This is a genomic window from Neorhizobium tomejilense, assembly GCF_964254135.1.
GTDB classification, from domain to species: Bacteria; Pseudomonadota; Alphaproteobacteria; order Rhizobiales; family Rhizobiaceae; genus Neorhizobium; species Neorhizobium tomejilense.
The window spans coordinates 1,293,926-1,311,443 of sequence record NZ_CAXUSO020000002.1; the positions used below are offsets into that span (position 1 = coordinate 1,293,926).

Genomic DNA, 17,518 nt, shown 5'->3' on the forward strand with positions numbered 1-17,518 from the left:
CCTGTCTCATAGAGCTGGATTCCAGCAACGCACCGATCTCCCGCCCGGCAACAGCGTCGATTCGGGTGCGACCAGACATTCGGGCGTCGCCCGTTCGCATCGTTCGCGAAAGGCGCAGCCCTGTGGCAGGTTGAGCAGCGACGGCGTCATGCCCTTGATCTGGTGAAGTCGGTGGCCACGCGTGGCATGCGAAGGGACGGAATCGATCAGCCCTTGCGTGTAGGGGTGCAAAGGCCTCTTGATTACGTCGGCAGTAGCGCCCGTCTCGACGATGCGGCCGGCATACATGACCGAGATACGGTCGGCGAGACCGGCAACGACCGCGAGGTCGTGGGTGATCCAGATAAGCGCGGTGCCAGTCTTGCGGCAAAGCTGCTTCACCTCATAGATGATCTGGCCCTGGATCGACACGTCGAGCGCGGTCGTCGGCTCGTCGGCGATGATGAGCTTCGGCTTGTTGATAAGAGCGATGGCGATGGCGATACGTTGCCGCATGCCGCCGGAGAGTTCGTAGGGATAGGCTTTCAGGCGTTCATCGGGAGATGAAATGCCGACCTGCACGAGCACATCCCTGGCCCGCTGCCGGGCTTCCGCCGTGCTGACCTGCGCATGGGCCTGGACCGTTTCGATCAACTGCGTGTCGATGCTTAGAACCGGATTGAGCGTCATCGACGGATCCTGGAAGATCATCGCGATGTCGTTGCCGCGCAGTTGCCGGCGCGCCTCCTCGCCCATCGAAACCAGGTTGAGGCCGTCATAGTCTATGCTGCCGTCCACAATACGGCCGGGCGGATCGATCAGACCCAGAATGGAGAAGCCGGTGATCGACTTGCCGGAACCGGACTCGCCGACAAGGCCCAGGATTTCGCCGCGACCGAGTTCGATATCGACCCCGTCGACTGCTTTCACAACGCCTGTTCTCGTGGTGAAATGGGTTTTCAGCCCCTTGATCGAGAGCAGCGGCTCCTGTCTGGTCGTCGCGGTTGCTTGCATGCTGCTCACGTCCATCACAGGGCATTCCTCGGATTGAGAATGTCGCGGAGATGATCGCCCACGAGATTGATGCCGACGATGGCGAGAGCGAGCGCGATCCCCGGGAAGAACGAAATCCAATACTGACCGGACAGCATGAATTCGAAACCGTTGGCAATCAGCATGCCAAGCGACGGCTGGGTGACCGGAACGCCAACGCCGAGGAAGGAAAGCGTCGCCTCCAGTGCGATGGCGTTCGCAAGATCGATCGTGGCGATGACGATCAGCGGCGGAAGACAGTTCGGCAACAGGTGGCGGGCAATGATGCGCCGCCAGCCGAGCGAGAGACAGCGGGCCGCGAGAACGTACTCGCGATTGCGCTCCACAAGGGCGGTGCCGCGCACGGTCCGGGCAAAATAAGCCCATTGCACGATGATGAGCGCGATGATCACCTTGTCCAGTCCCTGGCCGAGGACCGAAAGCATCACCAGCGCCACGAGGATCGCCGGGAAGGAAAGCTGGATGTCAACGATGCGCATCAGCAGGGCGTCCAGCCAGCCGCCGAAATAGGCCGCGCAGAGGCCGACCGTCGAGCCGATCAGAAGTGAAACCGTGACGGACAAGACCGCAACCAGCAGGCTCGTCCGCATGCCGTAGAGAACGGCGGAGAGGACGTCGCGGGCCTGGCTGTCCGTGCCGAGCCAATGGGTGATGCCGCTAACCTCGGCGACGCTGCCTGGCGGCATCTGCGAATCCAGAATATCAAGCGCACCGATATCATAGGGGTTCTGAGGAGCGATCCACGGCGCCCCAAAGGCTGGAATCGCAAGCAGGATCATCAGGATCAGTCCCGCCATAGCCAGCTTGTTTTCCCTGAACTGGACCACAAAACGGCGGAAGGGCGATTCCTCGACGGTTGTCGTGGGTAAAACGGTGGTTGGCGTGCTCATCAGTCGCGCACCTTTTCGCGGGCACTCGGGTCAATCGCCATGTAGAGAATGTCGACGACGAGGTTCAGGATCACCAGGAAAAACACCATCATGATCAGGTAGGCGACGACCACGGGACGATCGAGGGTGATGATGGAATCGATCAGCAGCTTGCCCATCCCGGGCCAGGAGAAGACGCTCTCGGTGACCACCGCAAATGCGATGGCCTGGCCGAATTCCAAACCTGCGACAGTGATGATCGGGATCAGGATGTTCTTCAGCAGGTGGACGTTGAGAATGCGAGAGGGGCGCAGTCCTTTGGCGCGGGCGAATTTGATGTAATCCATCGGCAGGACTTCGCGGGTGGCAGCTCTGGTGACGCGGATCATCAGCGCGGCTTTGGCCAGACCGAGCGTGAGCGCCGGCAGCGCCAGATGCTGCCAGCCATCGATCGTCAATATGCTGAGTGCGACCGGACCGACATTGACGGTTTCTCCGCGTGCCGAGGCCGGCAGGACACCGAGATAGACCGCAAACAGCATGATCAGCATGAGGCCGATCCAGAAATTCGGCAGGCTGAAGCCGAGAATCGAGCCCGTCATGATCGCCTTGCTGGACGGCGCCTTCGGCCGCAACCCGGCCAGTATGCCCAGGGGAACGCCGACGACGGAAAATGTCATGGCGACGATCACGAGTTCGACGGTCGCGGGCATGCGCTCGATGATCAGCTGCAGCGCCGGTTGGCCGGTGAGAAAGCTGCGACCGAAATCACCCTGCGCGGCATTTCCAAGAAACGTCAGGTATTGAACCCATATCGATTGATCGAGACCAAGCGCCTTGCGCAACGCCTGCCGTTCGATCTCCGTTGCCTCAGGACTCACCAGCATCGACGTCGGATCACCGATCAGGTAAAGGCCGACGAAGACCAGGACCGACATGACAAGGACCACGCCGAGCGCCTGAAACAGTCTGTTGATGATAAAAACGGGCACTCGCCTGTCCTTCTTTCGCGTGTTCCGGCCTGCTGCGCATCGCGAAGCAGGCCGGAACCTTGATTACTTCGCGGACGTGACGTCCTGAGGCAGGGTATACTGATCGGCGCGGGCAGCGTAGCTCAGGCCCTTGCGCAGCGCCCAGACCGGCACTTCGAAATGTACCGGAATGATGCCGTAGTCGGACAGAACCATCTCGTCGGCCTTCTGCAGCAGCTCTTTGCGGGCTTTGTCATCCATCGTGGCGGATGCCTTGTCGAGAAGCGCGTCGAGGTCCGGATTGGAATAGCGCCCACCGTTCGATGTGCCGGATCCCTTGGACGGTTCGCGGGTTCCGACCAGCGACCGCAGCGTCGTAGAGATCTCGCCCGTGGAATTTCCCCAGGCGGCGAGATAGGCGCTGTATTCGAAATTGTCGCGGCTCTTGAAGAACACCGGCGGAGCGGCGGCGGCGACTTCGGCTTTGACGCCGGCACGCGTCCACATGGCGGCGATCGTCTGCGCGATGCGGGCGTCATTGACGTAGCGGCCGTTCGGAGTGCCTAGCGTGATCTGGAAGCCGTTGGGATAACCGGCTTCGGCAAGCAGCGCCTTGGCCTTGGCGGTGTCGACCGCCGGTGCGGCCTGCCGTGCCTTGACCGCGCCGAACATCGGCTCGGGCAGCAGGTCTCCCGTTGCGACGGCGACCCCGCCCATCACCCGCTCGGCGATCGCCTTGCGATCGATGGACAGCGAAAGCGCTTCGCGGACCCGCTTGTCCATCAACGGGTTCTTGTTGCCCTGGCCGGGGATGCCGGGGCTTGGTTCGCCCTTCTGGTCCAGAGCGATATAGACGATACGGGTGCCGGGAGCTTCCGCGACCGAGAGCTTGGGGTTCGTCCTGAACTGTTCCAGGTCCGTCGTCGGCGGGTCTTCCATCATGTCAATGTCGCCGGACAGGAGGGCAGCCGCGCGGGCCGCCGGATTGGTCATCGGACGATAGATCACCTTGTCCCATGCCGCCGGCTTGCCCCAATAATTCGGATTGCGCTCCAGAACCAGATCTGCGCCCTTTTGCCAGGAAACGAACTTGAACGGGCCGGTGCCGACAAGTCCTTCGCCGCGGTTGAACTCGACGGTCGTCTTGCCTTCCGGAGCCGGGCCGGATGCGGCGGCCTTTGACAGGATCGGCAGGTTGGCAATGTCGGTGACCAGCAGCGGATAGGGCTGCTTTGTAGTGATGCGCACCGCGTGCGCATCCGCTGCCTCCACCTTGGCGATCTGGCGGGTGAACAGCGTGAAAGCCGTGGGGCTGTTCGGAACTTTCGGAATGCGGTCGAACGTGAAAACCACGTCATCGGCGGTCAGCGGCGAGCCGTCTGAGAATTTTGCATCCTTCCGCAACGCGAATTCCCAGACGGTGTCGCTGGTCGGCTTCCAGCTCTCGGCCAGCGCAGGCTGGGGCACCAGCTTCGGGTCCATCATCACAAGCGGATCGAACATGGCGAAGGTCACCTGCACGTTCGGCACGAGAACGTGGAACTGCGGATCGAGCGAAGAGGGCTCCGATTTGACACCGATCTTCAGATCCGCCGCAGAAAGAGAAAATGCACCCATAAGCAGGAAGACTGCGGAAGCGGCCAGCCTGGTTTTCACGCTATTCATGATTTCACTCCGTTTTCTGTCTTCGTTTTTGTATTTCTTCGAAGAAGTTCCCTTTACCGATCGACCCGGATGGGCCGGCTATTGGATGCGCAGGATCCTTTCAATCCTCGCCATGACGTCACCGACGTCGGTCGCCGCTTCCAACGCGCTGGCGAGCTCGAAGAGCGGTTCAGCCGCTGCGGCGTGGCCGCTCCAGGCGCAGCACGCCTGAAACTTTGCCAAGAGATCATCCTCGTTCAGCGGGTTCTCCGGCGAACCTTTCGGATGGCTGACCGTCGCCTCCATGACCCCGCCGTCCTTCAGATATACTCGTGTGATCGTCTTGAAATTCGCGCCGTCGACCATCAGGGCATTGTCGTAGGCGATCAGGCGGATGCGAGGCAGCCACGCGGCAATCCGCTCATCCCTGACGCTTTCCGGCGTGAAGTGCTTGAGTTCCAGCCCTCCGTCGACCAGCATTCGCGCCATGCAATAAGTGCCGCTGAACCGCGCTTCCATTTCATCGGTGGGACTGTCGAAGCGCAGGTTCCGTTTTGCCATCTCGGGCAGAGACGTCTCGATCCGGTCGATCGCCTCCATCGAAAAACCCGGCTCTCTTTGCAGGACTTCCAAGGCATCGACGCTGCGATGGGCCGCTCCGCAGCAGGGGAAACGCTTTACGAGCAATCCGCTCACCTCGATTTCCAGCGTTTCGCCCAGACCCTCGATCATGACCTCGGCGCCAATGTCGCCCGCCCCGGTCAGCGCGGCAAAACCCCAGTCGCCGGCAAGAGGGTCGTCATTTGCGCTGATGCCAGCCATGGCAAACCGAGCCGCAAGAACGGCATTCTTCGCTGCGAGCCCGACATGGATCGGCTTCATCATGGAACCGAACTGCAGCTTCGAACCGGCAGCCATGCTGGTTGCCGCGCTCATTGCAGCGAGCACCTGGTCCGGAGTGGCGCCAAGCAGCCGCGCGCAAGCTCCGGCAGTGCCGATAGCTCCGATTGTCGAGGTGGAATGCCAGCCGCGCTCATAGTGGGCAGGCTGCATCAGGCGGCCAATGCGCCCCTGGAGTTCCAACCCGACGATGAATGCATCGATGAGCGCGGTCCCGCCGACCTTACGATCGTTCACCAAAGATAGAAGCGCGGGAGCGAGGACCGCCGTCGCATGAGTAAAAGCTGGCGCGAAATTGTCGTCGAAATCGAGTGCGTGCGCCGCGGTTCCATTGATCAGGGCCGCCCAGGGCGCGCTCACTCTGCCGGATGCTCCGAACGCGAAGCATTGCCCCAGGCCATCTTCGGCTATCACGTTGACGACGGAACGGGTCGAAACGTCATTCATTCCGGCGATCATACACGCCGAGATATCCAAGAACGCGCCTTCACCGCGACGGTAGGCAGACGGACTGAAGTGGCAAGCACCGGCCGCCCATTCGGACAATGCCCGAAATGCTGGTTTTCGTTGGTGGCCCATTTGCGAGGCTCTTTGCGCCGTCACCGCGTGCATCGTTGTTCCCATCCGGCCTTGTTGCCGGTTATTGAGGTCGATCTTGGCCAAAGGGATAGGCATCGGCAAGAAACTAAATGGTCGCGCATGATGAATTTTAGTTATAATAGAATGACTGCGGACTGGCTTTGAACCTCCCAATATGAGAGCGACGCACCACAAAAACTGCGGCCTCCGAGAGAATAGACGATGCCAGAAGCTATTTGGATAACCGGAAGTTATTGGACATGCGATTGGAGAGACCGTGGATCTGAGGCAGTTGAGAAATCTGGTTCTGGTGGCGCGTTATGCCAGCTTCGGGGTCGCAGCCGAGAGATTAAATGTGACACAGCCCGCGCTCAGCAAGAGCATTCGCGCACTGGAAGAGTCGTTGGGCGTTCGTCTCCTGGATCGTGGTCCCTGGGGCGTCAAACCAACTGATTACGGACTGCGGCTGATTGAATATGGAGAGCTCGTGCTCTCCTTGACGGACGAGGCGCGGAACGAATTGGACGCGATGCGGGGTGCCCGTCGAGGCCGGCTACGCATCGGTGCGGTTGCAACGGCAATGCGGGAAATCGTGCCGACCGCGATCAAGCGATTTCTCAAAGCCCAGCCGGAAGTCGATGTTTCACTCAACGAGGAACTCAGCTCAGCGCTTTACGCTTCCCTGCTCAATGGCGCCATCGACATTGCCGTGATGGCTCGGCCGAAGGAGATTTCCGAAGAGATCGAGTTTCTCAATTTGCTTGAAATTCCAGTCGACATCGTCGCGGACCGCGATCATGAACTGGTGAAGCTTGCCAAAGTGAGCCTTGTCGATCTGATAGAATATCGCTGGGTGATCCCTGCCCGGCCGGAACCGGACCGGCTGGCGCTCGAGGCCCTGTTTGCTACCGCGCAGCTTCCTCGCCCTCTCGCGATCTGCGAAACAACCTCATCGACATTCCAGATGTCGATGATCGCCGGCTCAAAATGGCTCAGTTATCTCACCCGCACCAGCGTGTTCGTGCAGGGACGCGATGCGCAGTTTGTGGCCCTGAAGCTCGACAGCCGGACGTGGACCCGCAATATCGGCATAGCCTACCGACGCCGGAGCGTCCTGCGGCCGGTGGTGATGTCCTTTGCCAAGGAACTGGAAGCACTCTGCGCGAAATCACCCCGACAAGACTATCTCCCACCTTGATTGGAGTAGAACTTGCGACCCCGTCATTCTACATCTTGCTTGCAGTTGACGGGAACCGAACCGGAGGTCCATTTTTTATCGAAACGGTCGAAGTTTCAAGAATGCTCAAGTCTGGAGGCTGAAGCTAAATTCCTACGCGCTAACGCCACAATGCCGAAATTGGCACGGCGGACAGGCGCTCCCCGAACGGGACCACCTTGTCATGGTCGTACAGGACCATGCCTGAAACAAACCGCTCTCCAGATGCTTCGGCTAACATTCGCAATCCGGAAAAATCGGAAGTCGAGACGGATGCTGCCGCTTTTATCTCGATACCGACAACCCTCCCTCTTCTGTCTTCGATGACGATATCGACTTCGTTCTGCTGCTTGTCGCGAAAGTGTGAAAACTCAAAGCGGGTATGTCCGCTGCTGGCGAGTTTAAGGACCTCGGCAAAGACGAAAGTCTCCAGCAACGCTCCGAACGGCCCTCTGTCATCCCGGAGTCTCTCGAGAGAGAGGTCGCGAAGGGAGGCGAGAAGACCAGAATCGAGGAAATGTATTTTGGGGGTCTTGGTCAGGCGTTTCAGTTTGTTGGAAAACCAGGGTTGGATCGTTCTGGCGAGGAATAGGCTTTCGAATATGGCAACGTATTTTTGCGTGGTGACGTGGTTCATCCCGATGGCGGCGCCAATTCCGGAATAGTTCACGAGTTGTCCCGAATGTTCCGCCAGAATGCGTAGCAGGCGCGGCATCTGCGCGATCTGCTCGATTTGCGCGACATCGCGAACGTCGCGTTGAACGATCGCTTGGATATAATCCCCATACCAGTCCTGTCTGCGGTTCAAGGTTTTGCGACCCAATGCCTCCGGATATCCACCTGCCAGAACTGCAGCCACCAGGTCGTCACCGACGATTGGTTGTCCGGCTTTAGCTTCGTTTCGGAAGGCGTCGACCAAAAAGCTTCCACCGGTCGTTCTTATCTCGCTTTGAGCGAGCGGCAGCAATCGGACGACCTCCATACGCCCCGCGAGCGAGTCTGCGACGCGTGGCAGCGTCATGAGATTGGCTGAACCGGTCAGGAGGAAACGCCCTGGACGCTTGTCGGTATCCACGCTTTCCTTGATCGCCAACAACAGCTCGGGAGCGCGCTGAATTTCATCGAGAATGGCGCGATCCATTCCTCTTACAAAGCCAACTGGATCCCGTCGCGCGGCACTGAGCGTCGTCGCATTGTCCAGCGTGTAATACTCCATCCCTTCGTTGGCCATCTTCTTCGCCAACGTTGTTTTTCCGGATTGTCGGGGACCCACGATCAGCACGACTCGCGTGTCTGACATGGCGTCGGCAACGCGTTGCTCAACGAGCCTTGGATACAGCGGCATAGCTTCGTTCCTTCGATAACCGTTTGAAACTATGGAGATGACTGATTGAAAGTCAAGGAATGACTATCTGAAATCCACATGGCGACTGATTGAAACCAGAACCAAAACAAGGTAGCACGCCGGATTGCGGCATGGAGGAGGTGTGAGGTCACGCAGGCACTGCTGAACCTTCGCTCATTGGCACCGGAACTGGCTTAGCTGATCCTCAGCGGAGGGGTATCCGGAGCGAAGCGAAAACAAAATTGTGCATCTTTCCATCACACCGCCAAGCCGAGCAGCTTTTGACAAATGGAAGGAATCCAAGTTCTTGAGAGGACCCGAACCGGCGGCACCCCACATGATGGCTCAAGTCGTTGAAGGACGCCTTTGAGGCGTAACGTGTTATTATGGAACACACGGGCGGCTATTTGGGCAGTGTGACTTCGCTTTAACTCCGGCATCCGTAGTATGTGGCCACTTTTCCGGCCAACCGGCGTTCGAACCGAACCTGGCTCTCTTGAACGCGAGGCCGCCGTCAGGGCTCGACCGGCATTTGATTTAAATGGGACGGCTACCGGATCGCAATCCATTTCAGGTCGAACGAGGTGAAGATCATCACCCGTGGTGGAAATGACTGGACCGAACGCGACGGCGCGATCCAAGTCTCGCAAGAGATCGAAGCGGATGGTGCGACACTACTTGCGGCAGCCTGCGAACATGGGCTGGAAGGTGGATCCCAGTTTCATTGATCTCTCGTTCTGCTCGCATGCACGAAGCGAGCGCGAACCGGTCAGCGGCCGTGACCTCGCCGACATGACATCGCGGCTAGGCGCGCATGCCTTCTCCTCTCAACCGAGATGGAGTCGCTTTCGCAGACCCGCATTTTTGGCCCGACGCTTTTCGAAAATTGGCTTGCGCAGATCCCTGCTTTCTTCTTCGAGTTGTAGAAGCTCCGCAATGTCGTCGATCGCGCCCACCGGGGGTGGTTCGTGCAGCATCTGTCGTCTTGTGCGTGCGGTTGAAAGGCGCCCGATTCTCCGTTGCATTTGCGCTTTGCCGCCACGGGAGGCAGTACTTGAAAACGACCCGTGAGTGATATAGGTTACATATCAGGTTGATAACTAGAATATCCGGGAGCATCAACATGGTTTCTACCAACGGCCTTCGCGTCTACGATGGCGCCGAATTCGCTCAAGCGCTGCAGATCGAGATGGATTCCGCTCCTAGCGAGAAGAGGTCGGGTGCGCAGTTAGAGAAGCGTAAGCCGGCAGCGAAGCCGCGAGTGTCATCTACTGGCGCGAAACTGCGAAGAGCAATGGCGAGCGCCATGCACTCCACGCCTGAAACCGATGTCGATGACATGATGGTCTTGCTGGTCGACAGCCCCAATCGGGCAGTACGGGAGACGATACGCGATATCGTCGAGCATGTTCCGGCAATCGTGGAAGCCCGTCAGAGAAAACTGACCGATGACGCCATAGACGCACTAGTGTCGGTGTATATGCGCACGCCTCCCAATGCCGAGGTTGAAAGAGTGCTCTACGACAGCAATGCCAAGGCAAGAGCAAGGTTTTTCGGGGAATGGCCGAGCTTTACGAGCAAGGATCTGGCGGACGTTGCCGGACATGGGTCCAAAAACAAGAGCATGACGGCGTCGCGATGGAAGATGAAGGGAAAGGTATTTTCGATCAAGCATGGCGGCGTCGAGTACTTTCCCGCCTTTCAGTTCGAGGAGGGGCAGCCCATTGAAAGCATCGCCAGAGTGCTTGTCCTACTTGGCGAGAAAAAGTCCAGCTGGCAATTGGCATTCTGGTTCACCTCTCCCAATGGATGGCTTGCTGGCAAGCGCCCTGTCGACGTGTTGAAAGACGGCGATGCCGCGGTTACCGCCGCATCTCGCGAGGCGGAATATATCGCCGGATGATCGTTACCCCTCCATCCCCGTTCCCGGCCTCGAACTCTCGTGAGATCAAGGCTCGGACGAGGTTCCACAGAGTCCATGAACAGCGTTTCGCAAGCTGCTCTTTCAATCCCGGCAAAGGGCGCCCCAGCCGTTTTGCCCCGCTGTTCCTGGGCAGCGATGCTATCCCCACGCAGTATCTGGCAACCGACTACGAATGCGCCGTCCACGAGACAATCTTTCACGATGTGCCGATTGACGAGCCGAACAAGACCGTTGGCGTCGACAATATCAGGCCCCTTGCCCATTCTGTCATTGAGGTGAAGCGTGATCTTGTTCTCGTTCCTCTTTTCGCCCCTGATCTTGCGAGGTGGGGCGTCAGCAGAGGAGACCTCATCGATACGACAGCCGCTGACTATCGCATCACTGCGCAGTGGGCCTTGGCCATCCACAAGAGCCGGCCGGACGCGCATGGCCTGATCTGGACGTCGAAACGCTGTGATCCACAGCAGGCGGTTCTCCTGTTTGGAGATCGCGTCGCCGAGACCGATTTGAGGGAAATCAGCAAAGTCGCGATCTACTCGAACGTCGGGGAAATGCGGCAGGTTGCTACGTTCGCCGCGCGCGTTGATATCACCCTCGTGCTGTAATCGCTTTGGTGTAGTCTTCCGACCCTACCAGCGGCTGTAGGAGGAAAAGGCGAATCGACAACGCAGCCGCGTCCCAAACCCAGTCAAATACGAGCACATCGGTTGTGGTCGTTGCCTATTTAGAGGTGCCCACCCGAGAGGCCAGCGGCGTGTCAGGCGGCGTGACTAGTTGTTGCCTATGTCAATTCGCGTCAACCATCCCGCGGGAAGCCGCTGCCTACGCTTATTTGCCCCTGCTCATCGCGATCGAGACGGTTCACGTCAATGACGCTCATACCCGCCCGTCGACCGGCCTCAAGGCCCTGTTCGCTATCTTCGAACACGACGCACCGAGCCGGTTTCACTCCGAGCAAAGCGGCCGCGTGCAGAAACAGATCCGGCGCCGGCTTTGGATTTACCACGTCATCAATCGTAACCACGTGGTCTAAATACTCCCGAAGCCCGGTCGCTTGTAGCGTCGCTGCCACAACTTCGAGCGAACCGCCAGAAGCAACAGCCATGGGAATCAAAGTGGCCAGCCGACGAACGGTTGCCGCAACCGGACGAACTTCGCGCACAGTATGTACATTTTGAAGGAAGCGCGACCGCATTGTGGCGATGACGGCCTTGCGATCGAGCACGACGCGGAATTCTTGCTCAAACGCGTCCATCAGCACCCCCTCGGACATTCCGGCCCGCACCAAATACCATGCACGGTCCATCAGTTTGCCGCACAGTGAAAAGCCGGCTCCCCATGCGTCCGCATAGATAGGCGGAGTGTCAACAAGTGTACCGTCACAATCAAAAATCACGGCCTCGAAATTATGTTCAAGCGTTCGAATATCAATCATGGTTGTTCCCTCGTCCGATCGGGACGTTGACGTGACGCAACGGCTCGATACAACTGGCTCACTGCTTTACCCCCGAAGCGCTCATGTGCGGATAAGTGCGATACCGCGACTTCGGAAACAGAGCGTAGCGTCGGACGCGGCCGGTAGTATGCGATCGACCGCAGGGTCGACGACGAAGAGGGTGCCGAAGTCGGTTTCGACCTCATACTCGACATGATCTCCGAGGTATGCGGAATGCAGAATGCGACCGGCAAAACCGTTCCCAGGTTCCGCAGAGAGTGCGATCGCGCCAGGACGAACGGCAAGGATCGCCGCACCCGGCGTTGCCTTGCCCGCCGGTACGCGATGCTGAAAGCCACCAATGCGGATTTCAGCATTTTGCCCATGGATGCCGACCACCTCGCATGGGATGACATTCGCCTCCCCCATGAAATCGGCGATGAATGCAGAAGCCGGCGCTTCGTAAAGATCGCGCGGGGTCCCAGACTGAGCGACTTCGCCATCCTTCATGATGATGATGCGGTCGGACACAGCAAGCGCCTCGTCCTGATCGTGCGTGACATACACGGCCGTGAAGCCGAGGCGCTGCTGGAGTTCGCGGATGTCCGTGCGCACCTTGCGGCGCAGGCGCGCATCAAGGTTGGATAGTGGCTCATCGAGCAGCAGCACCTGCGGCTCCAGCACCAGTGCGCGCGCGACTGCAACGCGCTGCTGCTGGCCGCCGGATAGTTCGGCGGGAAGGCGATGGCCCATGCCCGCAAGACCAACAAGGGCCAACCCCTCCTCCGCCTTCTCGCGCGCTTGCTTACGACCGAGACCGGACGATTCCAGCCCGTAGGCGACGTTGTCGCGCGCATTCATGTGCGGAAAGAGCGCATAGGACTGGAAGACCATCGAGACGTCCCGCTCGTTGGCCGGCAGCATGGTGACGTCCTTGCCGCCGATGAGGATTTTTCCGGCCGACGGATGTTCGAGGCCGGCAAGCATGCGCAGCGTCGTTGTCTTGCCGCAGCCGGAGGGGCCAAGCAGGGTGACGAGCGTGCCGCGCTCGATGGTGAGCGAGAGGCCCGGAATGGCAGTGAAGGCGCCAAACGTCTTGCGCACGTTCTGGAAGACGACGGAACCGGCTTTATGGTTGATCATGCGATTTTCTCCTGGCGAGGGGTAGCGAATGTGGCGAGGCCGGCGACGCGGTTTTCACGGCGCAGGCGCCGTTCGCCCACGATGAACTGGAAGCCGGCGATGACGGTGATCATCACGACGATCAGCATGGAGGAATAGGCGATGGCCACGCCGTACTCGCCATTCTCGACAAGACCGACAATGTAGGAGGTCGCCATATTGTACTCGGCGCTAACGAGGAAGATGACTGCGCTGATGGAAGTGATTGCGCGCACAAAGGAATAGACGAGCGCCGCGGTAATGGCCGGGCGCAAGAGCGGCAGGATGACCTTGCGGACCGTGCGGAAGCTGTTGGCCCGAAGCGTCAGGGAGGCCTCATCCAGGCTCTTGTCGAGCTGGCTCATCGCAGCGATCCCGCCGCGCACACCGACGGGCATGTTGCGGAAGACGAAGCAGGCGATCAAGATCAGTGCCGAGCCGGTCATCTCCAAGGGCGGAAGATTAAAGGCCATGATGTAGCTGACGCCGATGACCGTGCCGGGAATGGCAAAGCTCATCATCAAGGCGAATTCGAAGGCATTCTTGCCGGCGAATTTCTGGCGGACGATGATATAGGCTGTCAGTAGACCGACGGCGGCGGTCAGCGGGGCGGAGACCAACGCGATCTCCATCGTTGTCCAGAACGAGTTCCAAGCGACGCCCGTCCCGACAATCCCGTTTTCGAAGCTGATAGAGAAAGCTCTGGCGTAGTGGTCGAGCGTCAGCGAATTGTCGAGACCCCAGGTCTTCACGAAGCCGCCGATCAGGATCATTCCGTAGATGACGAGCGTGAAGAGGATCCACGGAATAACCATGGCATGAACACCGATCGACAGCCCGCGCGGCAGCGCGATATGCGACCCGCTATCGCCCTTGCCAGTGACGGTGGCGTAGTTCTTGCCCGATAGCCAGACGCGCTGGGCGAGGAAGGCCGAGAGCGTAAAGAACAACAGCACCATGGCGAGGACAGCCGCGCGCGACGGATCGTTCTGCGAACCGACCACGGCGAAGAAGATTTCCGTCGAGAGCACGCCGTGGCTGCCGCCGAGTACCAGCGGGTTGCCGAAGTCGGCCATGCTTTCGATGAAGCCGATGAGGAAGGCGTTGGCGAGACCGGGCTTCATCAGCGGAAGCGACACCCGCCGGAACGTGCGCCAGCGGTCGGCTCGCAGCGTCGTGGAGGCCTCCTCCATTGACGGGCTGACGCCCTCGACGACTCCGATGAGCACCAGGAAGGCGATCGGCGTGAAGGACAGGACCTGCGCGATCCAGATGCCGGTGAGGCCGTAGAGCCAGCGGCCGGGCTCGATGCCGAAAAGGTCCGACAGGACCTGCGTTACGACGCCGGCGCGGCCGAAGAGCAGCGTAAGCGCCAGGCCGATGACGAAGGGTGGTGTGATGATCGGCAGGATCGTCAGCAGCCGCAGGCCTTTCTTGAAGGGAAAACGCGTGCGGGTGGCGACGAGCGCGAAGGCGAGGCCCAGAAGTGTCGAACCGAGGCCGGTCATGACGGCGAGCCAGAACGTGCGCCAGGCTACGCCACAGCGACCGGCACCGATCAGGCAGTTCAGGCTCCAGATGCTCGGATCCTGCATGTTGCGGATGAAGTTCTCCGCATGGTACGAGCCGTCGAGATCCTGCATCGAACCGACGAACATGCTGCCGATCGGGTAGAAGACGAAGACGGCAACGAGAAAGACGAGCAGCGTGATCGCGCTCACGACGAAGGCATCCCCCTTCATAGCACCGCGTTCGGCAAGGCCGAAGGCGAAGAGCAGCGCGAACGTGATGGCCGAGAGGACCGCACCCGCTCCCATGGAAGGTTGGCCATTCGAGAGCGTGCCGAAGAGCGTTTCACTTACTGTCCAGATCCAGCCGGAAAAGCCGATGGCGAGGCCTTGGAGCGAGAGGAAGAGAACGCCCATCGCACCGATCCAGGCGAGAAGGGCGCCCCGGCGCATCGGATCTGCCATGGTTCGAGCCATGACCGCCAGGAAAAGGAGCACGAGTGCACCGGAAAGCCACAGCCGGCCATGAGCAACCATCTGCACGACGGCAGGGGCAGCCTCCGGAGAAAGGGGGAAACCGGCAAGCCAGCCGAGCCCCAGGAAGCCGTTCTCAATTCGATACCAAGGTAATAGCGTCAATGCTACCACGCCCAGGACCAGGACCATGTCCAGCCTGCGATTGCCATGTCTCATGGCTGACCTCGCTCTTTGAGTGTGAGGAGGAGGCGCCTTGTGAGGCAGGCGCTTCCGATCAGGGTATCAGTTGGCGGCGGCGCCGATTTCGCGATCCCAGCGTTCCAGTAGGGCCTTGCGCTTTGCCGGGTCGCCATAAGTCTTGAAGTCGTAGTCGATCAGCTTCATATCCTCGAAGCGCGGCGCCTCCTTCGGGATGATGGCGCTCTTGTTGGAAGGCAGCTGGAAGGACTTGGCATCCTTCATTCGCGACTGGACTTCCGCCGTCAGCGCCCAGTCGTACCAGACCTTCGCACTGTCGAGGTTGCGGGCGCCCTTGATGATCGACATAGACCCGATCTCATAGCCTGTGCCTTCGCAAGGCGTGATCGATTTGACCGCGAAGCCTTCCGCGGTCTGCGCCACCGCATCGTGCACGAAGACAATTCCGACCGCCGTCTCGCCGCGTGCTGCCGCCTTGACCGGTGCCGAGCCCGACTTGGTATATTGCGAGATGTTGCCATTCAGCGTCTTCAGGTAGTCGAAGGCCCGCTCCTCGCCCATGATCTGCACGAGAGAGGCGAGCGCCGTATATGCGGTGCCGGATGAATTGGGGTTCGCGATCTGGATTTCGCCCTTCAGTTCCGGTGCCAGAAGGTCGGCCCAGCAGACCGGCTCTTTGTAGCCCTTAGACTTGAAGATTTCTGTGTTGAAACCCCAGCCGAGCGCGCCAGCATAGACGCCGACCGTCTTGTACCCGGAGCTTTCGGCCTGCTTCTTCGCCCAGTCATTGAGTTCATCGAGCTTCGGCGATTTGTATTCAAGCGTCAAATTCTCCGACGCCGCCTGGAGATGAGGGTCGCCCGTGCCACCCCACCAGACGTCGGTCTTCGGGTTACGAGCCTCGGCGCGTACCTTGGCATAGGTCTCGCCGGACGACAGGCGGACCATATTCACCTTCACGTCGTTATGCGCCTTCTCGAAATCGCCCTTCATCTGCTCGCAGATCACGACGTCTGCCGAGCAGATGAGGTTGAGCTCGCCAGCCGCCTGCACCGGTGACGCGCCGATCGCCGTGCCGGCGAAGAGCATGAGGGAAAGGGTCTTCATTTTCATGGGCATCCTCCTGTTACCTTGGTCTGATTTCCGCGCGAACAAGACACAGCAGGGCCATCGGCCCACTTGCGGCGGCTTGTACATGTTTTCGGATTTGTGCTTTGCCTAAAGGGCTAGTTCAGTTTGTCGCAGCGATTTCCGCGTCAAACCTGCGCAGCAGCCGACTTCGTTCATCCGGCGAGCCGAAGGTGGCGAAATCATAGTCCACCATCTTGATCATCGAGATATCCGGGGCTGCAACCGGGAGGCTAGATTTCGCGTTGGACGGCACTTGGTTCTGCCCAGACGCCGCGCCCGTACTCTGCCCTTCCGGACTGAGCGCAAATTCGACGAAGCGTTTTGCTTCCTCGATATTCCTTGTACCTTTGATGATGCTGACGGCGCCGATCTCGTAGCCAGTGCCTTCGCAGGGTGCGACGATGACGAGGGGGAAACCCACTTGTCTCTGCGTGACGGCGTCATGCATGAACGAAATGCCGATGAGCGTTTCTCCGCGCGCAGCCGCCCTGATGGGGGCTGCCCCCGAAGGCGTGTAACGTTCGATATTGCGGTTGAGCGCGGCGAGATACCGAAAGGCCTCGTCCTCGCCGAAAAGCTGCACCAACGTCGCAAGCATCGTGAACGCGGTGCCCGACGAATTCGGATTACCGCTCTGGATGCGGCCACGATAAGCGATGTCCGTGAGGTCCTTCCAGCAGGTCGGCGCGGGCAGCTTTAGCTCCCGCAGCAGAGCGGCATTGTAAGCGAAGCCGAGCGCCCCCGCATAAATGCCGGCCGAGCGGCCGCCGGACATGACGAAGAAGTTCTGCGCCCAGGGCAACATGTCGCGCTCATGGGCCGGCTGGTAGGCTTCGAGAAGATTTTCAGAACCGGCTTGCAGATGGGCATCGCCCGTGCCGCCCCACCAGACATCGCCGACAGGCGCTGTCTTCTCCGCGCGGATCTGTTTGAGAATTTCGCCGGTGCTTTTGCGGGTAACGGAAATTTCGAGACCGGTCTTCGCCTCATAGGCCGTCTTCATCGCGGCACACCACATCTCGTCCGCACCGCACAGAACGGTGAGCGACACGGCTGCCATGCCGGCACTGGCGGTCGCCAGCCACAAAGCTGCTACCGCGCTGAAAGCGGTGATACCTCTCACAATTT

At 59.7% G+C, this 17,518-nt stretch carries 15 protein-coding genes; 4 read left to right on the plus strand and 11 right to left on the minus strand.

Annotation, left to right across the window (positions count from 1 at the left end; all coding sequences use genetic code 11):
• Positions 1 to 6: 6 nt before the first annotated feature.
• The 5 genes from ACSQ3G_RS28860 to ACSQ3G_RS28880 all read right to left on the minus strand — a co-directional run bounded on the left by ACSQ3G_RS28860 (position 7) and on the right by ACSQ3G_RS28880 (position 6,079).
• Positions 7 to 1,008: an ABC transporter ATP-binding protein gene (locus ACSQ3G_RS28860; protein WP_436112724.1), complete on the minus strand. Its 1,002-nt coding sequence runs from the start codon at positions 1,006 to 1,008 to the stop codon at positions 7 to 9.
• On the minus strand, positions 1,008 to 1,922 hold the full coding sequence (locus tag ACSQ3G_RS28865) for an ABC transporter permease (protein WP_436112725.1): 915 nt from the start codon (positions 1,920 to 1,922) through the stop codon (positions 1,008 to 1,010). The genes ACSQ3G_RS28860 and ACSQ3G_RS28865 overlap by 1 nt, the downstream gene beginning before the upstream one ends.
• Positions 1,922 to 2,893: an ABC transporter permease gene (locus ACSQ3G_RS28870; RefSeq protein WP_436112726.1), complete on the minus strand. Its 972-nt coding sequence runs from the start codon at positions 2,891 to 2,893 to the stop codon at positions 1,922 to 1,924. Before ACSQ3G_RS28870 ends, ACSQ3G_RS28865 begins: the two co-directional genes overlap by 1 nt.
• A gap of 63 nt (positions 2,894 to 2,956) precedes the next feature.
• Positions 2,957 to 4,537, minus strand: a complete 1,581-nt coding sequence (locus ACSQ3G_RS28875; protein WP_436112727.1) for an ABC transporter substrate-binding protein — start codon at positions 4,535 to 4,537, stop codon at positions 2,957 to 2,959.
• Positions 4,538 to 4,615: 78 nt separating this feature from the next.
• On the minus strand, positions 4,616 to 6,079 hold the full coding sequence (locus ACSQ3G_RS28880) for an MmgE/PrpD family protein (RefSeq protein WP_436112728.1): 1,464 nt from the start codon (positions 6,077 to 6,079) through the stop codon (positions 4,616 to 4,618).
• Positions 6,080 to 6,272: 193 nt separating this feature from the next.
• Between ACSQ3G_RS28880 and ACSQ3G_RS28885 the strand changes: the two genes are divergently transcribed.
• Positions 6,273 to 7,193, plus strand: coding sequence for a LysR family transcriptional regulator (locus ACSQ3G_RS28885; RefSeq protein ID WP_105402518.1), 921 nt, complete (start codon positions 6,273 to 6,275; stop codon positions 7,191 to 7,193).
• Positions 7,194 to 7,332: 139 nt separating this feature from the next.
• On the opposite strand, the gene ACSQ3G_RS28890 is transcribed toward ACSQ3G_RS28885, so the two are convergent.
• On the minus strand, positions 7,333 to 8,556 hold the full coding sequence (locus ACSQ3G_RS28890; RefSeq protein WP_436112729.1) for an ATP-binding protein: 1,224 nt from the start codon (positions 8,554 to 8,556) through the stop codon (positions 7,333 to 7,335).
• Between the two features lie 584 nt (positions 8,557 to 9,140).
• Between ACSQ3G_RS28890 and ACSQ3G_RS28895 the strand changes: the two genes are divergently transcribed.
• The 3 genes from ACSQ3G_RS28895 (at position 9,141) to ACSQ3G_RS28905 (ending at position 11,085) form a co-directional block, all read left to right on the plus strand.
• Positions 9,141 to 9,284 carry a hypothetical protein gene (locus ACSQ3G_RS28895; protein ID WP_436112730.1) on the plus strand — a complete coding sequence of 48 codons (144 nt, stop codon included), beginning with the start codon at positions 9,141 to 9,143 and terminating at the stop codon, positions 9,282 to 9,284.
• Positions 9,285 to 9,679: 395 nt separating this feature from the next.
• Positions 9,680 to 10,459: a hypothetical protein gene (locus tag ACSQ3G_RS28900; RefSeq protein ID WP_436112731.1), complete on the plus strand. Its 780-nt coding sequence runs from the start codon at positions 9,680 to 9,682 to the stop codon at positions 10,457 to 10,459.
• Complete coding sequence (locus ACSQ3G_RS28905) at positions 10,456 to 11,085, plus strand: RES family NAD+ phosphorylase (RefSeq protein WP_436112732.1); 630 nt, start codon at positions 10,456 to 10,458, stop codon at positions 11,083 to 11,085. The genes ACSQ3G_RS28900 and ACSQ3G_RS28905 overlap by 4 nt, the downstream gene beginning before the upstream one ends.
• A gap of 191 nt (positions 11,086 to 11,276) precedes the next feature.
• Here ACSQ3G_RS28905 and ACSQ3G_RS28910 read toward each other — a convergent pair whose 3' ends face one another.
• From ACSQ3G_RS28910 to ACSQ3G_RS28930, 5 genes are all read right to left on the minus strand, one after another.
• Complete coding sequence (locus ACSQ3G_RS28910; RefSeq protein WP_436112733.1) at positions 11,277 to 11,915, minus strand: HAD family hydrolase; 639 nt, start codon at positions 11,913 to 11,915, stop codon at positions 11,277 to 11,279.
• Positions 11,916 to 11,996: 81 nt separating this feature from the next.
• Positions 11,997 to 13,058: an ABC transporter ATP-binding protein gene (locus tag ACSQ3G_RS28915; RefSeq protein ID WP_436112734.1), complete on the minus strand. Its 1,062-nt coding sequence runs from the start codon at positions 13,056 to 13,058 to the stop codon at positions 11,997 to 11,999.
• Positions 13,055 to 15,277: an ABC transporter permease gene (locus ACSQ3G_RS28920; protein WP_436112735.1), complete on the minus strand. Its 2,223-nt coding sequence runs from the start codon at positions 15,275 to 15,277 to the stop codon at positions 13,055 to 13,057. The genes ACSQ3G_RS28915 and ACSQ3G_RS28920 overlap by 4 nt, the downstream gene beginning before the upstream one ends.
• Positions 15,278 to 15,343: 66 nt before the next feature.
• Positions 15,344 to 16,372, minus strand: coding sequence for an ABC transporter substrate-binding protein (locus tag ACSQ3G_RS28925; protein WP_436112736.1), 1,029 nt, complete (start codon positions 16,370 to 16,372; stop codon positions 15,344 to 15,346).
• 118 nt (positions 16,373 to 16,490) lie between these two features.
• Positions 16,491 to 17,513, minus strand: a complete 1,023-nt coding sequence (locus ACSQ3G_RS28930; protein WP_436112737.1) for an ABC transporter substrate-binding protein — start codon at positions 17,511 to 17,513, stop codon at positions 16,491 to 16,493.
• Positions 17,514 to 17,518 lie beyond the last annotated feature (5 nt).

Bases quoted from the DNA above. Each gene is read 5' to 3' on its own strand.
- ACSQ3G_RS28860 (WP_436112724.1), bottom strand. From the start codon at position 1,008: ATGGACGTGAGCAGCATGCAAGCAACCGCGACGACCAGACAGGAGCCG.
- ACSQ3G_RS28865 (WP_436112725.1), bottom strand. From the start codon at position 1,922: ATGAGCACGCCAACCACCGTTTTACCCACGACAACCGTCGAGGAATCG.
- ACSQ3G_RS28875 (WP_436112727.1), bottom strand. From the start codon at position 4,537: ATGAATAGCGTGAAAACCAGGCTGGCCGCTTCCGCAGTCTTCCTGCTT.
- ACSQ3G_RS28890 (WP_436112729.1), bottom strand. From the start codon at position 8,556: ATGCCGCTGTATCCAAGGCTCGTTGAGCAACGCGTTGCCGACGCCATG.
- ACSQ3G_RS28900 (WP_436112731.1), top strand. From the start codon at position 9,680: ATGGTTTCTACCAACGGCCTTCGCGTCTACGATGGCGCCGAATTCGCT.
- ACSQ3G_RS28905 (WP_436112732.1), top strand. From the start codon at position 10,456: ATGATCGTTACCCCTCCATCCCCGTTCCCGGCCTCGAACTCTCGTGAG.
- ACSQ3G_RS28910 (WP_436112733.1), bottom strand. From the start codon at position 11,915: ATGATTGATATTCGAACGCTTGAACATAATTTCGAGGCCGTGATTTTT.
- ACSQ3G_RS28915 (WP_436112734.1), bottom strand. From the start codon at position 13,058: ATGATCAACCATAAAGCCGGTTCCGTCGTCTTCCAGAACGTGCGCAAG.
- ACSQ3G_RS28920 (WP_436112735.1), bottom strand. From the start codon at position 15,277: ATGAGACATGGCAATCGCAGGCTGGACATGGTCCTGGTCCTGGGCGTG.
- ACSQ3G_RS28925 (WP_436112736.1), bottom strand. From the start codon at position 16,372: ATGAAAATGAAGACCCTTTCCCTCATGCTCTTCGCCGGCACGGCGATC.